This window comes from Psychrobacter sp. Ps4 (genome assembly GCF_022129285.1).
Classification (GTDB): Bacteria; Pseudomonadota; Gammaproteobacteria; order Pseudomonadales; family Moraxellaceae; genus Psychrobacter; species Psychrobacter immobilis_A.
Map to the genome: position 1 here is coordinate 1 of NZ_JADQAK010000025.1, position 21,857 is coordinate 21,857.

18 protein-coding genes are annotated in these 21,857 nt (G+C 41.8%); 8 read left to right on the forward strand and 10 right to left on the reverse strand.

Annotation, left to right across the window (positions count from 1 at the left end):
- Positions 1-463: 463 nt before the first annotated feature.
- Together I3252_RS12550 and queC are read right to left on the reverse strand one after the other, a co-directional pair.
- A complete protein-coding gene (locus tag I3252_RS12550; RefSeq protein WP_045445384.1) occupies positions 464-793 on the reverse strand; it encodes a hypothetical protein in 330 nt (109 codons plus the stop codon).
- Between the two features lie 236 nt (positions 794-1,029).
- Positions 1,030-1,746 carry a 7-cyano-7-deazaguanine synthase QueC gene (gene queC, locus I3252_RS12555; protein WP_226950318.1) on the reverse strand — a complete coding sequence of 239 codons (717 nt, stop codon included), beginning with the start codon at positions 1,744-1,746 and terminating at the stop codon, positions 1,030-1,032.
- Between the two features lie 430 nt (positions 1,747-2,176).
- Between queC and ttcA the strand changes: the two genes are divergently transcribed.
- Positions 2,177-3,337, forward strand: coding sequence for a tRNA 2-thiocytidine(32) synthetase TtcA (ttcA, locus tag I3252_RS12560; RefSeq protein WP_238035448.1), 1,161 nt, complete (start codon positions 2,177-2,179; stop codon positions 3,335-3,337).
- A 139-nt stretch (positions 3,338-3,476) separates the two neighbouring features.
- Here the strand turns inward: ttcA and I3252_RS12565 are convergent, their stop codons facing one another.
- The 6 genes from I3252_RS12565 to ccoN all read right to left on the reverse strand — a co-directional run bounded on the left by I3252_RS12565 (position 3,477) and on the right by ccoN (position 9,736).
- Positions 3,477-4,058 carry a FixH family protein gene (locus I3252_RS12565; protein ID WP_087813718.1) on the reverse strand — a complete coding sequence of 194 codons (582 nt, stop codon included), beginning with the start codon at positions 4,056-4,058 and terminating at the stop codon, positions 3,477-3,479.
- A gap of 345 nt (positions 4,059-4,403) precedes the next feature.
- Positions 4,404-5,813, reverse strand: coding sequence for a cytochrome c oxidase accessory protein CcoG (gene ccoG / locus I3252_RS12570; RefSeq protein ID WP_238035449.1), 1,410 nt, complete (start codon positions 5,811-5,813; stop codon positions 4,404-4,406).
- A gap of 478 nt (positions 5,814-6,291) precedes the next feature.
- Positions 6,292-7,428 (reverse strand): cytochrome-c oxidase, cbb3-type subunit III, encoded by a 1,137-nt coding sequence (gene ccoP, locus I3252_RS12575; RefSeq protein ID WP_238035451.1) that lies wholly within the window; start codon positions 7,426-7,428, stop codon positions 6,292-6,294.
- Positions 7,425-7,607, reverse strand: a complete 183-nt coding sequence (locus I3252_RS12580; RefSeq protein ID WP_010199605.1) for a CcoQ/FixQ family Cbb3-type cytochrome c oxidase assembly chaperone — start codon at positions 7,605-7,607, stop codon at positions 7,425-7,427. Before I3252_RS12580 ends, ccoP begins: the two co-directional genes overlap by 4 nt.
- Positions 7,607-8,245, reverse strand: coding sequence for a cytochrome-c oxidase, cbb3-type subunit II (gene ccoO / locus I3252_RS12585; RefSeq protein ID WP_045445396.1), 639 nt, complete (start codon positions 8,243-8,245; stop codon positions 7,607-7,609). The genes I3252_RS12580 and ccoO overlap by 1 nt, the downstream gene beginning before the upstream one ends.
- Before the next feature lie 9 nt (positions 8,246-8,254).
- Complete coding sequence (gene ccoN / locus I3252_RS12590; protein ID WP_201560066.1) at positions 8,255-9,736, reverse strand: cytochrome-c oxidase, cbb3-type subunit I; 1,482 nt, start codon at positions 9,734-9,736, stop codon at positions 8,255-8,257.
- 861 nt (positions 9,737-10,597) lie between these two features.
- Here ccoN and I3252_RS12595 point away from each other — a divergent pair.
- Positions 10,598-10,987 (forward strand): hypothetical protein, encoded by a 390-nt coding sequence (locus I3252_RS12595; protein WP_045445401.1) that lies wholly within the window; start codon positions 10,598-10,600, stop codon positions 10,985-10,987.
- 130 nt (positions 10,988-11,117) lie between these two features.
- Here I3252_RS12595 and I3252_RS12600 read toward each other — a convergent pair whose 3' ends face one another.
- A complete protein-coding gene (locus I3252_RS12600; RefSeq protein WP_238035452.1) occupies positions 11,118-12,092 on the reverse strand; it encodes a hypothetical protein in 975 nt (324 codons plus the stop codon).
- A gap of 453 nt (positions 12,093-12,545) precedes the next feature.
- Here I3252_RS12600 and I3252_RS12605 point away from each other — a divergent pair, with 453 nt between their 5' ends.
- The 3 genes from I3252_RS12605 to I3252_RS12615 all read left to right on the forward strand — a co-directional run bounded on the left by I3252_RS12605 (position 12,546) and on the right by I3252_RS12615 (position 15,249).
- On the forward strand, positions 12,546-13,781 hold the full coding sequence (locus tag I3252_RS12605) for a lipoprotein-releasing ABC transporter permease subunit (RefSeq protein ID WP_055123885.1): 1,236 nt from the start codon (positions 12,546-12,548) through the stop codon (positions 13,779-13,781).
- 155 nt (positions 13,782-13,936) lie between these two features.
- Positions 13,937-14,617: a lipoprotein-releasing ABC transporter ATP-binding protein LolD gene (gene lolD, locus I3252_RS12610; RefSeq protein ID WP_045451357.1), complete on the forward strand. Its 681-nt coding sequence runs from the start codon at positions 13,937-13,939 to the stop codon at positions 14,615-14,617.
- A 320-nt stretch (positions 14,618-14,937) separates the two neighbouring features.
- Positions 14,938-15,249, forward strand: coding sequence for a hypothetical protein (locus I3252_RS12615; RefSeq protein WP_238035453.1), 312 nt, complete (start codon positions 14,938-14,940; stop codon positions 15,247-15,249).
- Between the two features lie 182 nt (positions 15,250-15,431).
- Here I3252_RS12615 and I3252_RS12620 read toward each other — a convergent pair whose 3' ends face one another.
- Positions 15,432-16,007, reverse strand: a complete 576-nt coding sequence (locus I3252_RS12620) for a DUF2062 domain-containing protein (protein ID WP_045445416.1) — start codon at positions 16,005-16,007, stop codon at positions 15,432-15,434.
- 323 nt (positions 16,008-16,330) lie between these two features.
- Here I3252_RS12620 and I3252_RS12625 point away from each other — a divergent pair, with 323 nt between their 5' ends.
- The 3 genes from I3252_RS12625 (at position 16,331) to I3252_RS12635 (ending at position 21,612) form a co-directional block, all read left to right on the forward strand.
- On the forward strand, positions 16,331-19,324 hold the full coding sequence (locus tag I3252_RS12625; protein ID WP_238035454.1) for a ComEC/Rec2 family competence protein: 2,994 nt from the start codon (positions 16,331-16,333) through the stop codon (positions 19,322-19,324).
- Between the two features lie 206 nt (positions 19,325-19,530).
- Positions 19,531-20,586, forward strand: a complete 1,056-nt coding sequence (gene sppA / locus I3252_RS12630) for a signal peptide peptidase SppA (protein WP_045451362.1) — start codon at positions 19,531-19,533, stop codon at positions 20,584-20,586.
- A gap of 135 nt (positions 20,587-20,721) precedes the next feature.
- The gene (locus I3252_RS12635) at positions 20,722-21,612 is read left to right on the forward strand and encodes an alpha/beta hydrolase (RefSeq protein ID WP_201502314.1); all 891 of its coding nucleotides are present in this window, start codon (positions 20,722-20,724) and stop codon (positions 21,610-21,612) included.
- The last annotated feature ends 245 nt before the right edge of the window (positions 21,613-21,857 follow it).

The window sequence follows — 21,857 nt, forward strand, 5'->3', positions numbered from 1 at the left end:
TTGGGCACAGTCCAGTGCAGAAGCAAAAGCAGATAGGGCGGTATCATTCAAGAGGATTGAGCTGAAGGAATTAAGCACACATTGAGCGACAGCTTATGCAGCGGTGCTAGCGACCTGATGCAAGTATGCAAGCAATAAGAAAGCGTTTGAAGTGTCATGAAAACCCTTATCGAAAACCTAAAGGCATGCACTATGAAACCTATAATCGGTTATTCACTGAATATCACGATATAGAAGATTATTATATGAGCTGCTTAACGAAGTTTGATGGGGTTACTAGTGTTAAGAGAATGAAATAAGGGGAGTTTTTCGGAGTGCTATAAAAGGAGAGAAAGCTACAGGTAACTATAAAAATGGCTACCAATAGATATAGTGTTTGATATATATGTAATAAAAACAATGGTTTAGGTATATACAAAAGACTGGCAATAGCCAGTCTTTTGTATATCAAACGAGATGTGTATTACGCTGGTTTTTGTGGCTGTTTTAAATCTAAGCCAACAGTGCATTGCTGCAAATCTTTTTGCATTTTTTTGACGTAAGGCAGTCCAGAAGGATCTTTTTTGTCTTGAGCATAGCTCTCAATTTCCCACATCTGACCGATGGTCATGTTGCTACGCACACCAATAGTGCAATTGCATAGTTTGGTCGCATCGCCTTTGTCAGCGACTTTATATTTGACCGCACCATTAACGCAGGTATTGATGTTATTTTGCTTAATATCGGCAGCGTTTGCTTGTGGCATCACAAAAATGGCAGCTAAAGCTAGGGGTAATAATGGCAACAACTTCATAAATATCCTCTTACGGGTAACATCAATTTTCTAAATTTTGTACTCAAAGTCAAGCAAAAGTACTCATAGTTCGTTGACTAATGTGGTTACTTATATCTTGTGATAAATGCAATCGCTCATACCATAACAAGTATGTGAGTTAAAATACAACGGCGGTGTGCTGTGTTAATGCAAGCGAATGTTTCGCTAATGTTGATTGCTATCACGCTTTCATGCAAGTGCAATTCTATCATTCACTAAGATTGATAATGGGTTGGGTCAGTGATGCCCGCCTGAGCAAATCCTTGACGGCGTAAGGCACAGCTGTCACATACACCGCAAGCAAGACCTTGTGCATCGGCTTGGTAGCAAGATATGGTTTGCCCATAATCGACGCCCAATGACAATCCAAGCTCAATGGTTTTTGCTTTTGACAGTTGCTGTAATGGTGTTTGAATGGATAAGTGATGACCGGTAACGCCTGCTTTGGTGGCAAGATTGGCCATATGCTCGAAGGCGGCAATATACTCTGGACGACAGTCGGGGTAGCCTGAGTAATCGACTGAGCTGACGCCAATAACGATATGATTGGCATCGGTCACTTCAGCAACGGCTAGTGCATAAGACAAAAATATCGTATTACGCGCAGGCACATAAGTGTTGGGAATAGCGTCGTTATCAATCTCATCACGCTTTTTATTAGGGAATTTATCCGTATCGCCATCAGGAACAATCATACTGTGATCTGTCAGCGAAGAGCCACCAAGCTGAGCGATATCAATATCAATGATTCTGTGATTGACCCCTGCAGTCTCAGCGATGGCTTTTGCCGCGACCAGCTCACTATTGTGGCGTTGACCATAATTAAAACTGACCGCAGTCACTGACGCATAACGTGCCTTGGCCCAATACAAACAAGTCACCGAATCAAGCCCGCCTGACAGTAGCACAACGGCATTTTGGCTTTTATGCAGAGCATTTAAGTCAGTATCGAAGGCTTGATTATTAGAGGCGCTTTGCGAAGTAACATTAGTCATAGTGGTATCTATTATTGGTTTGCGAAATGGGTTTGCGAAAAACGCCTATTTTAGCAAAAATACGCTCATTACAGAACCACGGAGCCATTATAAATACGATATGAAACCTTAATCAGCTCAAAAGAGAAATTTGTTTATAAAAGTATGGAGCTATCAGCAGTGCTATGGTCGAATGTTCAGCATGCCCTGAGCTAAGCCATAAAAAAGACTGAATATTTAATCTGATAGTTTAATCTCATCTTTTCAATCTGTTAGCAAATTTTGTTATAATCGCTGCTTTTAGAGCCACTGTACTATTACCTCCTTGCTAAAGGCTTTATTCTTCCATTTTTTAGCAAAATTCCCTTGTAAAGATATTGAGTAACTTATGACCGCAGCAACCTTGTTTACGCCAAAAATTACGCCTGAAATCGATGATATGTCAGCTGATACAGGTTTGGATAATCATGCTTGGGACACTGATGGTGATAGTATGGAATATGAGGATGTTGCTGACGATCATACAAATGAAGACAGTATCGCCGCTGCACCGTCAACGTCTACTGAATCAGCAGAGTTCCGTAAGCTACAAAAGAAGCTGCGTAGACAAGTCTCTTGGGCGATTCGTGATTTTAATATGATCGAAGACGGCGATGTGGTCATGGTCTGTGTTTCAGGTGGTAAAGACAGCTATACCTTGCTGGATATTTTACTATTACTCAAGCGTATCGCGCCGATTAACTTTGATATCGTCGCGGTCAATCTCGATCAAAAGCAGCCCGGTTACCCTGAGGATATTTTGCCAGCGTATCTGAACGAGCAGGGTATTGCTCACTATATCTTAGAAAAAGATACTTATAGTATCGTTAAGAGCGTGGTGCCAGAAGGCAAAACTTATTGCTCGGCGTGTTCACGTCTGCGCCGCGGCTCGTTATACGGTTTTGCTAAGCAGATTGGCGCAACCAAAATTGCGCTGGGTCATCATCGCGATGATATGTTGGCGACTTTCTTTTTGAATTTATTTCATGGCGGCACTCTTAAATCGATGCCACCGAAATTGCTCAGTGATGACAAGCAAAACCTACTTATTCGCCCATTGGCTTATGTCGAAGAAAAAGACATTATCGAATATGCTCGCTTAAAAGAATTTCCAATTATTCCATGCAACTTATGTGGCAGCCAAACCAACTTACAAAGAGCCATTATCAACGATATGTTGCGGGAATGGGATAATGCTCATCCGCAGCGTTTGGCCTCTATTTTTAAAGCCATGCAAAACGTCGCACCGTCGCAACTAGCAGACCGTGAATTGTTTGATTTTGAGCAGTTAAGTCTTGATCGTGATGACAATGAGCGTTTGTTTGAAGGGGATAACATCCAAGCAGGGCAGACCGAGAGCTTGGCTGAAATTGGCTTACCTGTATCGCCAAAAACTCAAGCGTTCAATCCGAAGTTTATGAGTGATAAACAGCAACTGCCAGAATCAGATAAAGCGACAGCAGATAATCGTATCACGCAAAAAATCCCAACGATTAATCCGGTTATTTGATGGTTCTATACTGAACCAGCTATCGCTAAAACCTTTAAATTGGCTATAAAAAACCAGCTCATTATCTACTAATGGCTGGTTTTTTTATGTGTTAATAAATCAATTATTAATCATGCTTATAATAGCAAGATTGGTAAAATCAACTTTCTGCAAAAACAGGTAATGGGTCAAAGCTAACTTTTGAACGTGGTAATTTCGCCACATCTTGCATACGCCAGTCATCTTTACCATCGCTACTTACTTGTAGATAATATTTTGCTTTTAAAGGATCTATATCTACCTGCGCACTGTATTTATTGCCTTCGACATGTTGAAGTACGACATCGTGATCTTTTTTGATATCGGTTGCATGTGAGATAGACAGATCTAGTTTTTCAGGATAAGCCAGAGGATTGCCATTCAGCAGTTTACCTGATTGCAGACTCTGTTCAGGATAATTTAGATAGAATACAACATCACCATTATCTGCAAACTGCATTTCGCCGTGCAAATCTAAGTCATAAGTCAATTTGTCACGTGACACATCATGATAAAGCGTCTTACCATCCATATACCAGTCGTCACGTACCACGCTATCCCGAATTTGATAAGAGTAATAAACAAAAAAGATACAGGCCACTACGACAAATGCTGGCATGCCAATAACAAAAATAACCACCATGTAATTCTTATACCATGGCTGAGTATCTTGATGCTTAAAATTTGATGCTGGAGTAGACATAAAATACCTATTAATCAGATATCTGTTTATCAGATATCTATAAACTGTATCAATGGATAAACTGACAGCGAAACAGCTGCCAGTTTAATGATAAATCGTCCACCTGCTAGCCACTGACTCACAGGTGAAATATAGAATTATATACTAGGGCGCATCCTCAGTCTGAATGAAAGCACCTAAATGGATTAAAAATGGTTAAATTTTGCCAAACTATGTCAAACAGCTGGTTAATAGCACGATATTATCTATACTATTTTCCCAGTTTGGCTGTCATTTATTGCATTTTTATTACCACTTTTAAAATGAAGACCCGCACTAGCTAAGCTATCAATCGCTTATAAAAACCTACTGCCCTTGAGTAGTAAATACGTTTTGTTTACTGACTTTATACTGACCATCTTCACTGGTCACATTTAGGGTCACTGATGTTTGTTCAAAATCGATAACCTTAGGATCGCCATAAATACTCACAGGCATATCAAAGCTTTCACCTGCTTCTAATGGTACATCATTGAATCGCAGCTCCAAGCTCAAACCTTCTTGTGGAGCAAGGGTTATTGTATAGGTATGCGGCTCTTGTGTCTTATTAGTCAGCTTGACGATATAGCTGTTTTCAATCATGCCTTGATTATTCACTGAAGACAACTGATTACGGTCACGGCGAATATCAATCTCTAAGGGTACACGGTCCGTCAACGCATAAATAACGCCACCACATAAAATAGTAATAACGGCTAAATAAGCAAATAGACGTGGACTGATGACGCGGGTATTTTCTTTTTCTGACAACTGTCGTTCTGTTGTATAGCGGATAAGCCCACGTGGATAGCCGACTTTATCCATAATTTCATTACAAGCGTCAATACAAGCAGCACATTGGATGCAACCAACTTGCAAGCCATCTCGAATATCAATCCCAGTCGGACAAACCTGTACGCACATGGTACATTCGATACAATCCCCTAAATGTTCAGGATGGGTGCCTTTTTTACGTGCCCCGCGAGGTTCGCCACGTTCATAATCATAAGACACAACCAACGTATCTTTATCAAACATAACGCTCTGAAAACGACCATAAGGACAGATCTGTACGCACATCTGCTCGCGCATGTAGCCCGCATTGGCATAAGTGGCAAAGGTAAAGATAAACATTGATACCCATACCCATGTTGGCCAATCAGGAATAGGAATAAAACCAATGGTTTGCCAGCTTTGATATAAATAATCTGTTCCAGCGACATAACTGACAAAGGTTGCCGCGGTAATCACTGAAAATACCAACCAAATAAAATATATCAAAGAACGTTTAAAGGCTTTTTTTGCACTCATCGGTTCTTTATCAAATTTGATACGTTTGTTGCGATCGCCAATCACCCATTTTTCAACATATTGATAAAGATGTGTCCAAATCGTCTGAGGGCAGGCATAGCCACACCAAACACGCCCCGCATACACAGTCACCATGAATAAAGTGAATGCGGCAATAATCGCAAAGGCGGCAATGAAGTAAAAATCTTGGGTCAAAAAAGTCATGCCAAAAATATAGTAATGCTGCGAGGGAACATCAAGCCATATTGCTTGCCTACCATTATAACGTAACCACGGCAAAAGCAGAAAAGCGGCTAAAAGTGCATACATCGTGACGACACGAATGTTTTGATAAAAACCGGTGACAAACCTAGGGTGAACTCGATGCTTGGTCGCATCAAGGTCAATTTGCTGTACAGGGATTTTATTGGGTTGTGGTGCTGACATAAACGTGCCTCTTTTAAAAAAGAATCAGTTTGCTGGCATGATGAACAAACATCTTTAATCATCAGATGTATGAGTGTGTGATGTTATCAATGTCAGTAAGTAGCGGATAAAATATTGAACAGAAAAATATTTTAACCCATCTACCAAATGATCGATTGCAAATAGCTTAATGAGAATGGATGACTATCTTCTAAATTCGCCACTAATAAGTGGTTTTATGTATTATCATTTTAGCATTCTCCCTATTATAAATGGGGTAATAATCTTAAAAACCAATCAATATATCAGCATAATGATCGATATATTGGTCATGCTCTATGCAGTATTAAACTCCATTTCATTTGCTACTCAAATTTTGACAATGCGGTAGCAGTCGATAAATTCTCATCAAAGAATTTATAAAAAAAGGAGAACTGCAATAACAGTTCTCCTTTTATCAAATCTTATCCACTGATGCTATGACAACCATCTTTAACTATTAGTTAGCCGTCGTTTCTATAGTGGTTGCTATTTGAGTAGCGGTTGGTGCTTTAGCAGCAGGTTGAGGGGTTTTATCTGATAATGAGTAAACATAAGCTGCAAGTAGCATAATACGCTCATTACCCAGTTTGGTTTCCCACTCAGGCATCACACCAGCACGACCATAACGTAAGGTTTCGCGGATGGTCTCACGATCACCACCATATAACCAAATGTTATCTGTCAAGTTTGGCGCGCCAGTAGAAGTCATACCTTTGGCATCTGCACCATGACAAAGTACACAGTTAGTCGGCTCATTAAAGATGGCCTCACCTTGAGCGACTTGAGCTTTATCAAGCTCGTAACCAGGTTGGTTGCCAGATATTGATAGCACGTATTCAGATACCGCACGTACCCCATCTTCACCGATTTGATCACGCCATGCAGCCATACCACCAACTCGACCTTTATGTAGCGTGGTCAAAATGTTTGACGCTTCTCCGCCATATAACCAGTCATTGTCAGTTAGATTTGGATAGCCTATCGCACCTTTGGCGTTAGAGCCATGACAGACCGCACAGTTCTGTAAGAACAAACGACTACCAACTTTTAAAGCATTCCGGTTTTCTGAAAGCTTTTCTACATAAGGGGATAGTTCTGCAGTTTTCTTGTCAATTTGATCTTGCAGATCTGCTGGTGGTGTTTCACTGCGGCGCATCGTTGCCTGTAACTCAGCAAGTGCCGCTAAGGTCTCTGTCGCACCACTAGCATCCGCTTTTGCTAAAATATTTTTCTCAAAGTTATCCGTAAATACTTTGTTATTACTCTCAAGTTCGCTATATAGCTCGTTCTTAGAGGTCCACGGTACAATTTCGCCATCGACTTCTACAGTGGCAATACCTTCCCATTTTGATGGGAAAATACCTGGGAAAAATACCCAATAGGCAACACCCCAAGCAATAGAGCCAAAAAATATCACGAGCCACCATTTAGGCAATGGCTTGTCGTACTCTTTGATACCATCATAAGCGTGGCCTGTCGTACCGTCATCTTCTAGTTCTGGCTTGTACTTCAATACCATTAGTAAGACACCGAGGATAGCAGCCCAACACATGATACTTAGTATGGTAATCCAAGAACTCCAAAAAAATGTCATCGTTTATCCTTATTGCGCTGCTCTTCAGACAGAGATTTTATATCCTCGTCATCAAGCGCAAGTTGTGCATCTTCTTCGAAGCGTTTTTTGTTTTTTGGCGAATACGCCCACCATGCAACACCTACGAAGGCAACAAAGGCAGAAACGGTCGCAATTGTTTGTAATTCACCAATACCCATTAGCGCTGTCCTTCCATCGCGGTGCCCAGTTGCTGTAGATAAGCAACCAAAGCATCAAGTTCAGTGGCACCAAGTACAGCATCTGGTGCTCCTTCGATATCTTCTTCAGTGTAAGGTACACCAAAGCGATCACGGAATAGACGCATTTTAGTTTGAACGTTTTCACCATTCACTTCGTTGGTAGCAAGCCACGGGAAACCAGGCATTACTGATTCAGGTACTAGTGAACGTGGCGCAATTAAATGCTGCTTTTGCCAGTCTTCAGAATAACGACCGCCAACACGTGCCAGATCAGGTCCAGTACGTTTTGAACCCCATAAGAATGGGTGATCCCACGTAGATTCAGCAGCACGTGAGTAAGGTCCATAACGTTCAACTTCAGCACGTAGTGGACGAATCATCTGAGTATGACATACGTGACAACCTTCACGAATATAGATGTCACGACCCTCAAATTCTAGTGCAGTCCATGGCTCCATAGAGGGCAGGGGAGCATTCACCCCACCTTCTTCAGGACCCTTGTTGTCATATATCAATGGTACGATTTCAACTAGCGTTGCAAAGCTAATAGCAATAACGATACCGATAACCAACAAGCCTGTATTTTTTTCAATAATTTCATGCGGTGTACCAGACATGATCGCTCCTTATACGTTAGCTGCTGAAGGTTTATCAACACTAGGTTCATGATCAGTAGGATCTGCGATATCGACAGGCTTACCTTCTGGCATTTTAAGTGTCTTATAAACGTTATATGCCATCACAAACATACCCGATACATACAAGAAGCCACCAAAAGCACGACCAATATATGGGAAATGTGAGAACTCAACTGTATCAACGAAGCTATATACCAATGTACCGTCTGGATTAGTAGCCAGCCACATCATGCCTTGGCCAATACCTGAAATCCACATAGATACGATATAGAAAATAGTACCCGCTGTCGCCAACCAAAAATGCGTGGTGATTAAGCTGATAGAATACATCTTAGGTTTGTTATAAATACGTGGTAACAGTACATATAGCGAACCAATGGTAATCATACCTACCCAACCAAGTGCACCTGAGTGTACGTGACCGACTGTCCAATCCGTATTATGCGATAACGCATTCACTGTCTTAATCGACATCATCGGGCCTTCGAACGTCGACATCGCATAGAACGACAATGCCACAATCATAAAGCGAATGATCGGATCGGTACGTAATTTATCCCAGCTGCCCGATAGTGTTAGCACACCGTTAATCATACCACCCCAAGATGGCGCAAACAGGATGATTGAGAATACCATTGCTAGAGACTGCGTCCAATCTGGAAGCGCTGAATAATGCAAATGGTGACCACCAGCCCACATATATGACGCAATAAGTGCCCAAAAGTGAACGATAGACAAACGATAAGAATAAATAGGACGACCAATCTGTACTGGAACGAAGTAATACATCATTCCTAAGAAAGCTGCCGTTAGATAAAAACCTACCGCGTTATGTCCGTACCACCACTGCACCATCGCATCGGTCGCACCGCCAAATAACGAGTAAGACTTAAATGCGCTAACAGGAATCGCCATGCTGTTTACGATATGCAGTAATGCAATCGTAATAATAAAGGCTGCAAAGAACCAGTTAGCCACATAAATATGTGAGGTTTTACGTTTGATGAGCGTACCGAAGAAAACAATGGCATAAGAGATCCATACCAAGGCAATCAAAATATCGATGGGCCACTCAAGCTCAGCGTATTCCTTGGTCGATGTTAAACCTAAAGGTAGGGTAATAACCGCTGATACGATAACGGCTTGCCAACCCCAAAAGGTAAACCAAGCTAAATAAGGAGCAAATAACCTTGTCTTACAGGTGCGCTGAACAATATAGTAAGACGTTGCGAACAGGGCAGAGCCACCGAACGCAAAAATGACCGCATTGGTATGTAGCGGTCTTAAACGACTAAATGTCAGCCATGGAATGTCAAAGTTAAGTGATGGCCATGCTAACTGTGAAGCAATGAACACACCAATACTCATGCCGACGATGCCCCATACCACGGCCATTATCGTAAAGAATCTTACGATAGTAATTTCGTACTCACGGTCAACTGGGGCGACTGCTGTGTTTTGTAAACTCATTGGATGATTCCTTTACAGCCCGAATTATCAACAGAATTAACTAACTCTCCGCGCTATCTGCATCATAAAAGTAATAGTCAGATAAAAATAGAATCGCGGCACATGCTGTTTTTTGTCTCGCTTATCACCATAATATTATTAACTATCAATCTAAGCTTTCGCTTCATATCAGCTGGTATTGAGGCATAAAGGCGTTTTAAACGCACGGCACTCACAGCTGGTCGATAGTAGGATTGTTAATAAATCATTAAGGTGAATAAGAAGATGCGCCGTTTTTGAGCATCAAACATCTAAAGAGGTGAAGTATTTATCTTAATTATTACCAAAAATTCTGTACTAATGAAGATAGATACCAATATCCATAGGGCCATAAAAATGTACTGACCATAGACGTATGCTAGCGGCGGCTGACAAAAAAACATGTTTGCGTAATGTTTAGTTAAAACTCCCGACTCTGTTTAAGGGTATTGTAACGCAATCCTAATCAAATATCATCAGAACTATGCGGCAAAATACAAACTCTTTGGTAAAAATCTTAGCAAGCAACTTATTATAACTTTGCAATTTGTCTATTTTATACCCAATTTTATCACGATTCTAGAAATACATTTTGGTGATAGAGGGACAGTAATCACTACGCTTAGATATCATGACCAGCAGCATTTTTGTAACAATGGCCGCATAAGCACTCTAAATAAGTTTTACTTATCATCAAGTCGACCCTTATAATGAGGCTAAATATAAGTGATGATAGCAGTTTTTATACTGCTATTATGAGCAACTATTTTATCACTTGATACCCAGTCAGGCGAGTGAGCCAAACAACGGTAGCCTGAAATAACATCAATTAAGGACAATAATATGGCAGTTTTTTTGACAGATGAGTGGTTTGAGCAAGTTGAGAAAATGGGTAATGAGGCAGGCGAGCTAAATTTGCCGCCAGCACTGGCGAATATGATCGTCAATCTAAAAGTATCTGACACTGAGCAAGACATCGAAGCGAACTTTGCAAACGGTTTATTGCATCGCGGCTTGAACGACGCCGCGACAACCACCTTGTTGCTTGACCGCAGTATCTTGCAATCAATCATCACTGATTTCGATACCAATGAAATTATGGGTGCTTTTATGGGTGGTAAAATTCGCGTTGAAGGCGATATGTCACAACTGATGGCAGTACAAACGGCCCGCCCAAGTGCTGAACAAAAAGAGCTATATACTCGTATTAAATCAATGACGACCATGGCTTAATTCTATATTCGCAGGGTTTTATACTGACAATTGTAAGAAGACAAAAAGCCCCTAATGCTTATTAGGGGCTTTTTATTTGATGATACATTTAATTATCATTCTTAAAAGTAGCGGATGACTCGTAAAGTAGTTAACTGGCTTTTGATTGCTGCGCCGCACTTTGCTGGTTTTCTTTATAGATGGCAGCTTGTAGCCAGACGTTCGCTTGTACGTAGTCATGCACTTTAATAGAAGCCGTCCCTGGCGTGTTGAGCGCACCGATACGAATCACGAAAGGATCGGCATCTTGTTCGCGTAGTATCACGACATCAAACAGAATAATGGATTTATCATTAAATGTTGTTTCTTGCTTGCCGAGCACCTGACCTTGGCACCATGCTTCATCTTCTTGTCCCAAAGTATCACCAAATAGATAGGCACACATGTGACCCAAGTTGATCTCAACTGGCGCCATTTGTGCTTTGGTCTCTGGTTTCCATTCTTTGATTTGCTCTTGCAGATCATCGGGTATTTTTCCATCATTGGCGGCAACGATGTCGTTAAATGCACGGTGGTAGCGGATCGCTTCTTGATCTTCAACCATGATGACTTCGTTTTGCTCACTTAGCTTAATCTCATGTGCCCAAGCGCTAAAGTTCACAAAGTAAGACGTGTCTCGCTGATATAAATGGCGATTGGTGGTGTAGAGCTGGTCAAAGGCGTAAATAATACTGCCATCAGCGGTACGCAAGCGTAATACAGCATCGTGTGAATTGTCATTGGCAATGATGCGCTCAATCTTACAATTGAGTCCATACGGGCTATCGACACAAGGATAAGCATTGATAAAGCATTCAGGCTTACCATTTTTCATAGCTAATACTTGATTGATATGACAAGGCTGGTTTTCAGACAGCAATAGGCAGCTGTCTTGAGCGCTGACATTGCTATTAAGACCTTTAGGCATGGCCGCCTTTTCGATCATTTTTTGTAGCCATTCTGGCACGTCATGACTCATGTCATCGGTCAGAATACGCCAATGATCGGCGTGACCTGCAGATTGCTCATCAGTCATGGTGATTTTGGTGGGAGATTGGACGTTTTTATATTGATAATTAATGGTCATGAAGATACTCAAAATTAGTCAGCGTGAGGTTTGGACCTGAAACGGCTATTGCTGGCTATCATAACGCTCTATTTAACACGATAGATTTATGATAGTTGGCAACGTTGTCATCAGTAAAGGGTCAACAAACAACAATGAATGGTTAATGACAATTGTCCTTAGCATACAATATATAGGTATTGACGCAAGTAATAGCAAGCCCCTCATAAAAAATAGTAACAAAAGCCAGTTTTTTATTAAAAAATACGCCCAGTTTTTGCTAATGACTGGCACATATCAGCCAAATTGTGTCAAACTAGCTCCCTTTTGACGGCTGTCTTTGGCTCGTCTGAAACCCTGTTTTTGTGTTCGATTTATATGTGACTATGGCAAGTGCAGGTGTGAGATGCATTTGCTGTTGCTCGTTTTATAGTATATATAAAGTCGCACGTAGATAAGATAAAGAGTTTGAATATGTTTCGTCCTTTAGCGTTGTTTATCGGCTTACGATACACCCGAGCAGAGCGTAGTAATGGTTTTATCTCCTTTATCTCGCTGATCTCGATGATTGGTTTGACTCTTGGGGTTGCCGTATTGATCACGGTGCTATCAGTCATGAATGGTTTTGATCGGGAGTTAAAAACCCGTATTTTGGGTATGGTCCCGCAAGCAACGGTCGTTTCCACCGAAATTATCAGTGATTGGAAGCAATTGGCTGATAAAATTAAAGAAGATCCTGAAGTGGCAGCTGTAGCGCCCTTTATTCAACTGCAAGGGATGTTGACGTCAAACGGTCAGGTTGCAGGGATTATGGTCACTGGTGTCGATCCTGAATACGAAAAAGATGTCTCTATTATCAATGAACATATGGTTCAAGGCAGTATTGATACTTTACAAAGTGGTGAGTTCAATATTGTGCTAGGTGAAGAGATGGTACAGTCTCTAGGGCTGCAACTGGGTGATAAAGTGACGCTAGTGCTGCCAGAGGCATCGCCTTCACCAGCTGGCGTGATACCACGATTCAAGCGCTTTACCTTGACAGGTATTTTTACCATCAGTCCAGAAGTGGATAGCCTCATGGCATTTATCCCGATGGGTGATGCGGCAAAACTGTTGCGTCTGCCAGATGGCGCGCAGGGTGTGCGTATGAAGCTCAATGACATCTTTACCGCTCCGATGGCAGCAGAAAAAGCCGCCGCTATTGCCCCTCAGCAATTGTATCCTAATGATTGGACACAAACGCATGGCAACCTATTTGGTGCGATTCAAATGGAAAAAGCCATGGTCGGCTTGCTGCTATTTTTAATTATCTTAGTAGCAGCTTTTAATATTGTCTCCAGCCTAGTGATGCTCGTTACCGACAAAAAAGCGGATATTGCGATTCTAAAAACTTTTGGTGCGTCTCCTCGTTTGATTACCCAAGTGTTTATGGTGCAAGGCGTGGTCATCGGTGTGATTGGTACGATTGCTGGCACGATACTGGGCGTGATATTTGCGCTTACAGTGAGTGATATTTTAGGCTTTATTAATCAAGTCTTTAATTTGAACTTGTTTGATGCGTATTTTGTTAATTATTTGCCATCAGAGTTGCGTGTACTAGATGTAGTATTGATTACAGGTGCGTCTTTCGTACTGAGCTTTTTGGCAACCATTTATCCAGCACGCCGAGCGGCTAAGATTCAGCCAGCACAGACGTTGCGTTATGAATAAATAATTTTATATGCCGCTTAAGTTTTTATACACAGCTTAAGTTATTACCAATGCTTGTTAGGTGAAATTAATTTTAATGCAAGTTTAGGCTGATAAATTGTTTGTAGCACTGAATAAAGCATCAATACCAGTATAAATAGAATAAAGGAAAAGCCATGTCTGCCATTTTAGAGGCAAAAAATATCAACAAGATATATGATGAAGGGGCGGTTAGTACGCAAGTACTGACTGGCTTGGATTTGACCGTCCATGCTGGCGAGCGCATCGCCATCGTTGGCACCAGTGGTTCAGGCAAGAGCACTTTGCTACACTTACTTGGTGGTCTTGATACGCCAACCAGTGGTGAGGTCTGGCTACATGGTCAATTGTTAAATAGTATGAATGAAACTGAGCGCGGTGCCATGCGTAACAAGCATTTGGGATTTATTTATCAGTTTCATCATTTATTAGCCGAATTTACTGCCATTGAAAACGTTGCAATGCCGTTACTGATGCGACCAGAGGTCTCAACGACTTCAGCAAGAGAGCAAGCAATTGCGATACTAGAAAGTGTCGGACTTGAGCATCGTTTGGCGCATAGACCTGGTGAGCTATCGGGCGGCGAGCGCCAGCGTGTGGCTATTGCCCGTGCTTTGGTTACGAAGCCGTCGCTTATTTTGGCAGACGAGCCAACTGGTAATTTGGACTATGACAATGCGCAAAGCGTGTTTGGATTATTATCAGAGCTGCAAAATACCATGCAGACCGCACTATTAATGGTGACACATGATCGCAATCTAGCGGCGCTGGCGGATCGTCAGTTATTGCTACGTAATGGTCATTGGGAGCAGTATTAACTGTTTTTTAACGTTTTATTTTTAATAGCGTAAATGGTTATGGTTGCTAAGTAGTAGGGTGTGTGCTGACTTAAGTCAATGGATATCTACATGGGCTAAACTTTATCAAACGTCGTTGAACTGAACTGCTGGTTAATGTCACTATGATCTGTGCCATTTCCCTTGTTTAATGGCAATTTGTCTCGCTTTTATCATCATTGTTAAAGTGAGGATATACCCTAGAACGACAAAATTTATGTTCAACAGGCACTAAGTTTTTAATAAAAATAAACGCAAAATGGGGCTGCAAAATGCCGCCAATTTATTGAAGAAGGACTATTATGATGGATAGAGATGACGACCCAATCGCTGCTTTTGGCAGTGCCGAAGAAGGCAATGAACCGTTAAAACCCTATGTGGATGTGACGTTATTCGAGACAATTGATAAACAGGCACAAATAGAGCTATTAACACCCGTTTTTGATGCCATTACTTTGGCTGGCGTTGATTATGATCTAAAAGCTCAAGACAGTGCAACGGGCAAACGCTATACATTGCTTAGAGATGAAAAAGTGGTTGAAGTTTTCGTGATGGACACTAGCCTTACGTACAACATCCTTGCGGCCATAGAAAACAATAAAGAAGCAGAGTGATGGGTATCAACAAAGAAAATGGCTTTTGTTTTTAAGTCACAGCCAGCTTAAGGTGATATCGAGACATAGCATGGAATGATCGAGGATAGATGGTAATTTAGATTGCTGGCGTTAGAGAATGGTTGAAAGTAAAGGGTGGTTCGCTACGTAAGGTTACCATGACTTGATAACAGCAGCATATATCAGATTTTAGGCGGTTTATCAGAAGGTTCTTGCTGACGTTTTTGCCAGCTCACGACGGTTTTGTAGCGCCAAACCGCCTTAAATGCCAGTCCACAAACGATGCTGGTCACAATCGCTAAGATCGTCAAGCCTATGCAAAAAGCAGCAATCGATACCGTGCCGCGATAGGTAATAAATGGATTTGCGCCATCTGACAGTGCCCATAAGCTAAAATCAGCAATCATCCTGCCGATAAGCCGCAAACTAATCATCGGTACGTCAAGGATTTTGGCACCGATATAATAGCCTGCATAAAAGATGGGCAAGCTCGTGAGTGGATTGGTAATCCAAGTCAAACCGAGTGCCATGGGAACATTGGCACGAAAAATTAATGAGCCAACTAGAGCCAGTAGCATCTGCCCTGGCAATGGAAAAAATGCACTAAGCACCCCAATATAGACCGCTTTATTTAAGCTATGTCGATTAAAGTGCCATAATCGCGGATCAGCCAAATGCGGTGCGAACAGTTTTAAGGTGCGACTTTCTAAGATTTTCTCTGGCGTGGGAAGCAGGTCTTTCAGACGTTTTTGGGGCACAGGATCGCCTTTTGTAATCGTTAGCTACAGTCCGCTCAATCGCATTGATGGTCTGCTATAAAGTAATATTATTCATAAAGTGTACAGCTGAGGATATAGAGGATAATGATAACAGATTATCATCGTCGCAATATGTCAGTCAGTATAGGGTAATAGTTATATAAATGCTATTGCATGACGTATCAGTTGTTGTTGCTGGTTTAAGTATCAATCTGTGTTTTGGTGTTTCGGTACATTTTCTTCATATTAAGTGGCTATTTATCATAACAAATGGCTTTATTTAGGCAAAAACTAATATTCACCTCATCAAGCAAGGAGCGCTGGTGTACTGGTTGATTGGTAGCTTGATTATTATCGCCATGATGGGCGTTTTGGCAGTCGCAGATAGTATGGCGATACCCACTAGCTCATCGTTAATGGATATATTAAATACTCCCATCTTATCTTTATCGCTCATTATTTTTGCTATTATCCTGATGGTTATTGCCCAGTTTAATGTACCTTCTGCAAAACCCAGCCATTTATCGCAACATACTGCTGGTCTCTCTTCACGTAATCCTTCACATAATACTTCATATAAATCTAAACTCTTCTTTCGTATCTTGACTCATGTTTTAGTTGCTATATTGGCAATTGGATTAATCATTGGCAGTGGGCTGCAAGCCCTGATTAGCCATCAGCAAGCAGAATTAACAGAAATCACTGAGCCAATGCGTGTACAAGCATTAGTCACCATCGAAGGAATAAGTGACAGCGTTTATAACGTCGCCACGGATAGTGGCTATCGACAAGTTGCTGTCATTAGTGATATATCACCCTTGGTGTCGGCGTTGGCGGTTGAAGATTTAGATGCCATGACCAGTAACTTTCTAATAGATAAAAATAATAGCCTAAGCAATAGCAACTTATACGAAAATAACTCAAATAACAATAATAATAACGGTAAGGATGGCACGTACCGTGTATTGCTCAATGGTTATCCAAAAAATTCATCAAAACAATCATCCAAGAAAAATTTGGACAGCAATCCATTTGACCGTTTAAATTACTTACAACCTGGCGATCAGCTGTTTATGAGTTTAGCGCTTGCACCACTGGCGACCTCTGAGCAAGCGTTGAGCAATCCATCTGGTTTTGACAGTTATCGCTGGCTGCGAGGTCGTCATATTGATGGAGTTGCTAATATATTGACCGTTGGCACATCAAATGTCACCAATACTGAGGTATCAAAGCCAGCGTTTGCCTCTTCTTCATATCTGCAGCGTTTTCAGACTTATATTAATCAAGGACGTTGGCAATTACGCCAGCATTTTTATCAAGATTGGTCAACACAGACCACAGCAGCGCAACAGGCAAAAGCGGTCACTTTAAGTTTGCTCACAGGTGATCGCAGTTTAATCAATCGCGATACCAAGGATTTGTATCAACTGGCTGGTATTTCACATTTGCTGGCTATCTCTGGCACCCATGTGTTGTTTTTAGCGATTATGCTGGCGGGTGCGGCGGTGTTGCTTTTTGATCGGCTATGGCCAAAGGTTTATCGTTATGTACCGTGTTGGCAAGTGCGCTGGTGGGTGATGATCGCTGCTGCTTTTATTTATGCGCTATTTACTGGTTTTGATGTACCCGCTGCTCGTACCGCATGGATGTTATTCGCGATAGGTTTGGTACGTTTAACATTATTGCCGGTTAGTACGATGCGGGTGTTGTTTGCATTGGCAGTGTTGATGGCATGGCTTGATCCCTATGTATTATGGCAGGCAGGGTACTGGCTATCTTTTATCGCAGTGGCATTGCTCCTTAAATATGATGATACGTCATATACGCAATCAGCTGTCGTATCAGAAACGGCACCTGCTCATAATGCCAGTGTAGTAGAGACTGCGTTCAAGCGTGTTTGGATAATAGTCAAACGTGTATTCAAATTACAATTTTGGCTATTTATTGCTTTATTACCTATTACATTGTTATTATTTGGCAAGGCGTCGCTGTGGGGTCTTGTCATCAATCTGTTTGCTATCGGTTTATTTGGTTGGGTGATTGTGCCGCTTAATCTGTTAGCAGGGCTGTGCTATCTTTTATCACCTGCTATTGCTGATAGTATTTGGCTGCTCGTTAGCGCCATTGTCGCGAAATTGCATGAACTGATAACGTGGTTAACTTCATTACCTGCATTGTCAGAAGCGTGGCTTTATACTCCTGTGAATGTCGCCATATTACTGATGGTACTATTAAGTATGTTGCCATGGCTACTACCACGAGGATTTATCAGTCGTTGGCTGGCACTGCCGCCGCTCACCTTATTAATGATGACGGTATATGCCAATCAGCAATCACTAACGACGATATCGACCTTGTATATCTTACCAACGGGTGATCCCTATATAAGCGCTGCTTTGTTGCAGTATCCTGTTGTCAATAATGAGCAGTCATCCACAACAAATACGCATAAGACAAACATCAGCTGGCTATTTTTATCTGACCACAGACCCAATGCCGCACGAACGATGCCAAGTAATCTAAAGGCGAATAAGCTGTCGATGACATTGGCGCAGCAGCTGGGTAGCTTGTCAGTTGATACACTAGAAGGTATAGTCGTGCAGAGTAGTAGTGCTGGATTGACGGATACGCTTACTACTGATAAGACGTATTTAGCTTCTAATGCTAGTGCTTCTGAGCTGTTGCCTTTGACGGTTTTTCAGCTTAATCAGCGTTTACCTATTAGTCAGTATTGGCAAGCAGGGCGCTCTGATCATTGGTCTGCATTTCAGCAAGCCTATAAAGTCACTAGCCAATCCAAGGACATTACGAATATTAGTGTGCAACGTTGTGAACAAGGCAAAACGTGGCAGTTGGGCAATGGTGGTTTGTCCATACAAGCATTGACAGGGTGGAGCAACATAGACAGTCCGAGTGTTTGGGATTGTACGGTGGCTATAGATGCCAGCTTGCCCATAAGGGTATTAAAATATAATGCGGCTGATCCACTCAAATCAATACCTGCCACTGCGCAGACACTCACATCAAGTAGCCAGCCACCGACTCATCAAGCCAATATGCCTCGGGCACGTCTGATATTAAATGCAGATACTCATCAGCGCATTTGGCAAATGTGGACATTGTTATGTCCAGTTGAACCACTTGAGCAACCACGCACTTTTCGTAATGTGACATGGCTAGGACATAGCACATCACAGATAACTGCTGAGGTGATAAGTCGTCAAACCATCAATGAAATGATCACTTATGATGGCAAAATGCCAGAAGCAACGTTGTCTCTCAATCCGGCAGTAGATACTACCAATACGACGCCATAAAAATATTGCTTATCTAATCAATGTTACAATATAGTGATATTTCCCAGTTATACTATTGAACCATGATTGAAATACCACCATACTTAGCAGCCTATGAATATAGATGACTGTGACCGTATTTGGAGTGAGAAGCAGCTCCTTATTACTGACTGTATTTCTATCTTCTCTTTTTATTGCTTTAGACTGTTTCTGACTTAGGAAGTTATATGCCCAACTGGCCACCAGACCCTAACAAACGTCCTGACAATTCGGCAAATCAGCCAGTACCGATGTCGCCGCCAAGCCAGCCGAGTGGACAAGAATGGCGATTGCTTGAAAATACTTTATTGGCTAGTGTGGTCGAGCAACGCCGCGCCCGTCGCTGGAGTATCTTTTTTAAACTATTGACCTTTGGTTATATTTTACTGATATTTCTGACGCTTGGTCGTAGTTGCAGCAGCAGCGCGCCAACGGGTCTAGATGGTGTCGACACGAGCAAGCCGCATCTAGCCGTGGTTGAGCTACAAGGTGTCATTAGTAGTGGCGATGTGGCCAACGCTTATGATGTCAATGAGGCATTGACCCGTGCTTTTGAAAACAGCAATTCAAAGGCGGTAGCTTTGGATATCAATTCACCTGGTGGCTCACCAGTACAGTCTGATGAGATTTGGCAGACTATGATGGATTTGCGTAAAGAATATCCAGACAAAAAACTCTATGCAGTGATTGGTGATATGGGTGCTTCTGGCGCGTATTATATTGCTTCTGCGGCGGATGAGATTTATGTGAACCCGTCAAGTTTGGTTGGCTCTATTGGCGTGATTATGCCAAGCTATAACATCAAAGGTTTGATGGATAAAGTCGGCGTAGAAGATCGTACGATTACTGCTGGTGAATACAAAGACATCTTAAGTTTGTCACGTCCGTTAACGGATTATGAAGAAAAACATGTCGAAAAAGTATTAGACAACACCCACAAGCATTTCATTAATGCAGTGAAAGAAGGTCGTGGTGATCGTCTCAAAAATCCTGAACAAAATAAGCTGTTCTCAGGGTTATTCTGGACAGGCGAGCAGTCGATTGAGCTTGGCTTAGCCGATAAGAAAGGCAGCATCGCTAGCTTAGAAAAGCAGTTAGAGCTGGATAATGTCATCAATTATAGCCCAACAGATCCGTTCCAATTATTCATGGACCGCTTTGCTGTTAAATTGGGTGCGGGCATTGGCTCTAGTGTCAGCCTTGATGTTTTACCGCAAGAAGAAGGCAATGCGCAGATGCGTTAAGCGTTTTATGTTTGAGATTTACTGTGTATGATTGTTGAGGCTGAGCGTATGATTATGCTCAGCCTCAATTGTATATGAGATTCAATGATTATAAAAAACACCCTAAATAGCGACTTAAATCGAAGAGAGCTTATCATGAGTGATGAAATTAATTTGCCAACTTTTACTGCTTTACCTGTCTCTACAATAACCAACAAACCTGTCCTGCATTTTGCTCATGCTAATGGGATGCCAAGTGCGGTTTATCAACCATTTTTTGAGAAGTTAGCAGAATTTTTTACCATTGAATATATTGCCATGCTGGGTGCAACGCCTGATTATCCAGTCGATGACCATTGGCGCAGCCTTACACAGCAGATTATTGATAGTGTCAAAAATACCTGTGAGAAGCATGGCGTGTCGCAAGTAGTGGCAGTGGGTCATTCGCTGGGTGCGATGTGTACCTTGCAGGCATTGTATCGTGCGCCGCAGTACTTTGCCCAAGCGGTACTCATGGATCCACCTTGGATTTATGGCAAAGTGAGTTTGCTATGGCATTTGGCAAAGACGGCGGATAGATTGCCGATGATGAATAACCGCCTGATGGATAAATTGTCACCAGCTGGCGTGTCTAAGCATCGCCGTGATGTCTGGGAGAGCCGCGCAGATGCGTATGATAAGATGCGGCACAAAGGTTTTTTCAAAAACTTTGATGAACGTAGTTTTCAAGGCTATATCGAGCATGGGCTACACGAACGTGCGGATGGCAAAGTGACATTGGCGATTCCGAAAGCCAGTGAGGTCGCTGTCTTTCGCACCAATCCATCTTGGTATTGGCTGGCACCAAATCATGGACCAAAGCCGCCTGTTACTTTGATTATCGGTCAAGACAGTATCTTTTTAAAACGCCGATTTCCGCAACAAATAAAGTCGCGTTTGAATATTCCTTATGAGACCCATGCCGGTGGTCATATGTTTCCACTTGAGTATCCAGAGTCGGTCTCTCAGCAAGTATTATCATTGATTGAGCAGCAACTACCAACATAATCGCTGATGACTATTTATGCTCATTATTGCTTATGCTAGGGCGTGTCCTCATTTTAAAAATGATGATAAAAATGAGATAAATTGCCGTCAAACAAGGAAAGTAGCGTAAATAATATCGAGATATTGATAAGCTATTTAACGATGTTTGGCAAAATTTAGCCATTTTTAACTCATTTAGAGGATAATCGATTGAATTGAGGACACGCCCTAGATGCGAGCTGACAAAATATCCGTTTGAGTAATGA

Bases quoted from the DNA above. Each gene is read 5' to 3' on its own strand.
- I3252_RS12550 (WP_045445384.1), bottom strand. From the start codon at position 793: ATGAAGTTGTTGCCATTATTACCCCTAGCTTTAGCTGCCATTTTTGTG.
- ttcA (WP_238035448.1), top strand. From the start codon at position 2,177: ATGACCGCAGCAACCTTGTTTACGCCAAAAATTACGCCTGAAATCGAT.
- I3252_RS12565 (WP_087813718.1), bottom strand. From the start codon at position 4,058: ATGTCTACTCCAGCATCAAATTTTAAGCATCAAGATACTCAGCCATGG.
- ccoG (WP_238035449.1), bottom strand. From the start codon at position 5,813: ATGTCAGCACCACAACCCAATAAAATCCCTGTACAGCAAATTGACCTT.
- ccoP (WP_238035451.1), bottom strand. From the start codon at position 7,428: ATGACATTTTTTTGGAGTTCTTGGATTACCATACTAAGTATCATGTGT.
- I3252_RS12580 (WP_010199605.1), bottom strand. From the start codon at position 7,607: ATGGGTATTGGTGAATTACAAACAATTGCGACCGTTTCTGCCTTTGTT.
- ccoO (WP_045445396.1), bottom strand. From the start codon at position 8,245: ATGTCTGGTACACCGCATGAAATTATTGAAAAAAATACAGGCTTGTTG.
- ccoN (WP_201560066.1), bottom strand. From the start codon at position 9,736: ATGAGTTTACAAAACACAGCAGTCGCCCCAGTTGACCGTGAGTACGAA.
- I3252_RS12595 (WP_045445401.1), top strand. From the start codon at position 10,598: ATGGCAGTTTTTTTGACAGATGAGTGGTTTGAGCAAGTTGAGAAAATG.
- I3252_RS12600 (WP_238035452.1), bottom strand. From the start codon at position 12,092: ATGACCATTAATTATCAATATAAAAACGTCCAATCTCCCACCAAAATC.
- I3252_RS12605 (WP_055123885.1), top strand. From the start codon at position 12,546: ATGTTTCGTCCTTTAGCGTTGTTTATCGGCTTACGATACACCCGAGCA.
- lolD (WP_045451357.1), top strand. From the start codon at position 13,937: ATGTCTGCCATTTTAGAGGCAAAAAATATCAACAAGATATATGATGAA.
- I3252_RS12615 (WP_238035453.1), top strand. From the start codon at position 14,938: ATGATGGATAGAGATGACGACCCAATCGCTGCTTTTGGCAGTGCCGAA.
- sppA (WP_045451362.1), top strand. From the start codon at position 19,531: ATGCCCAACTGGCCACCAGACCCTAACAAACGTCCTGACAATTCGGCA.
- I3252_RS12635 (WP_201502314.1), top strand. From the start codon at position 20,722: ATGAGTGATGAAATTAATTTGCCAACTTTTACTGCTTTACCTGTCTCT.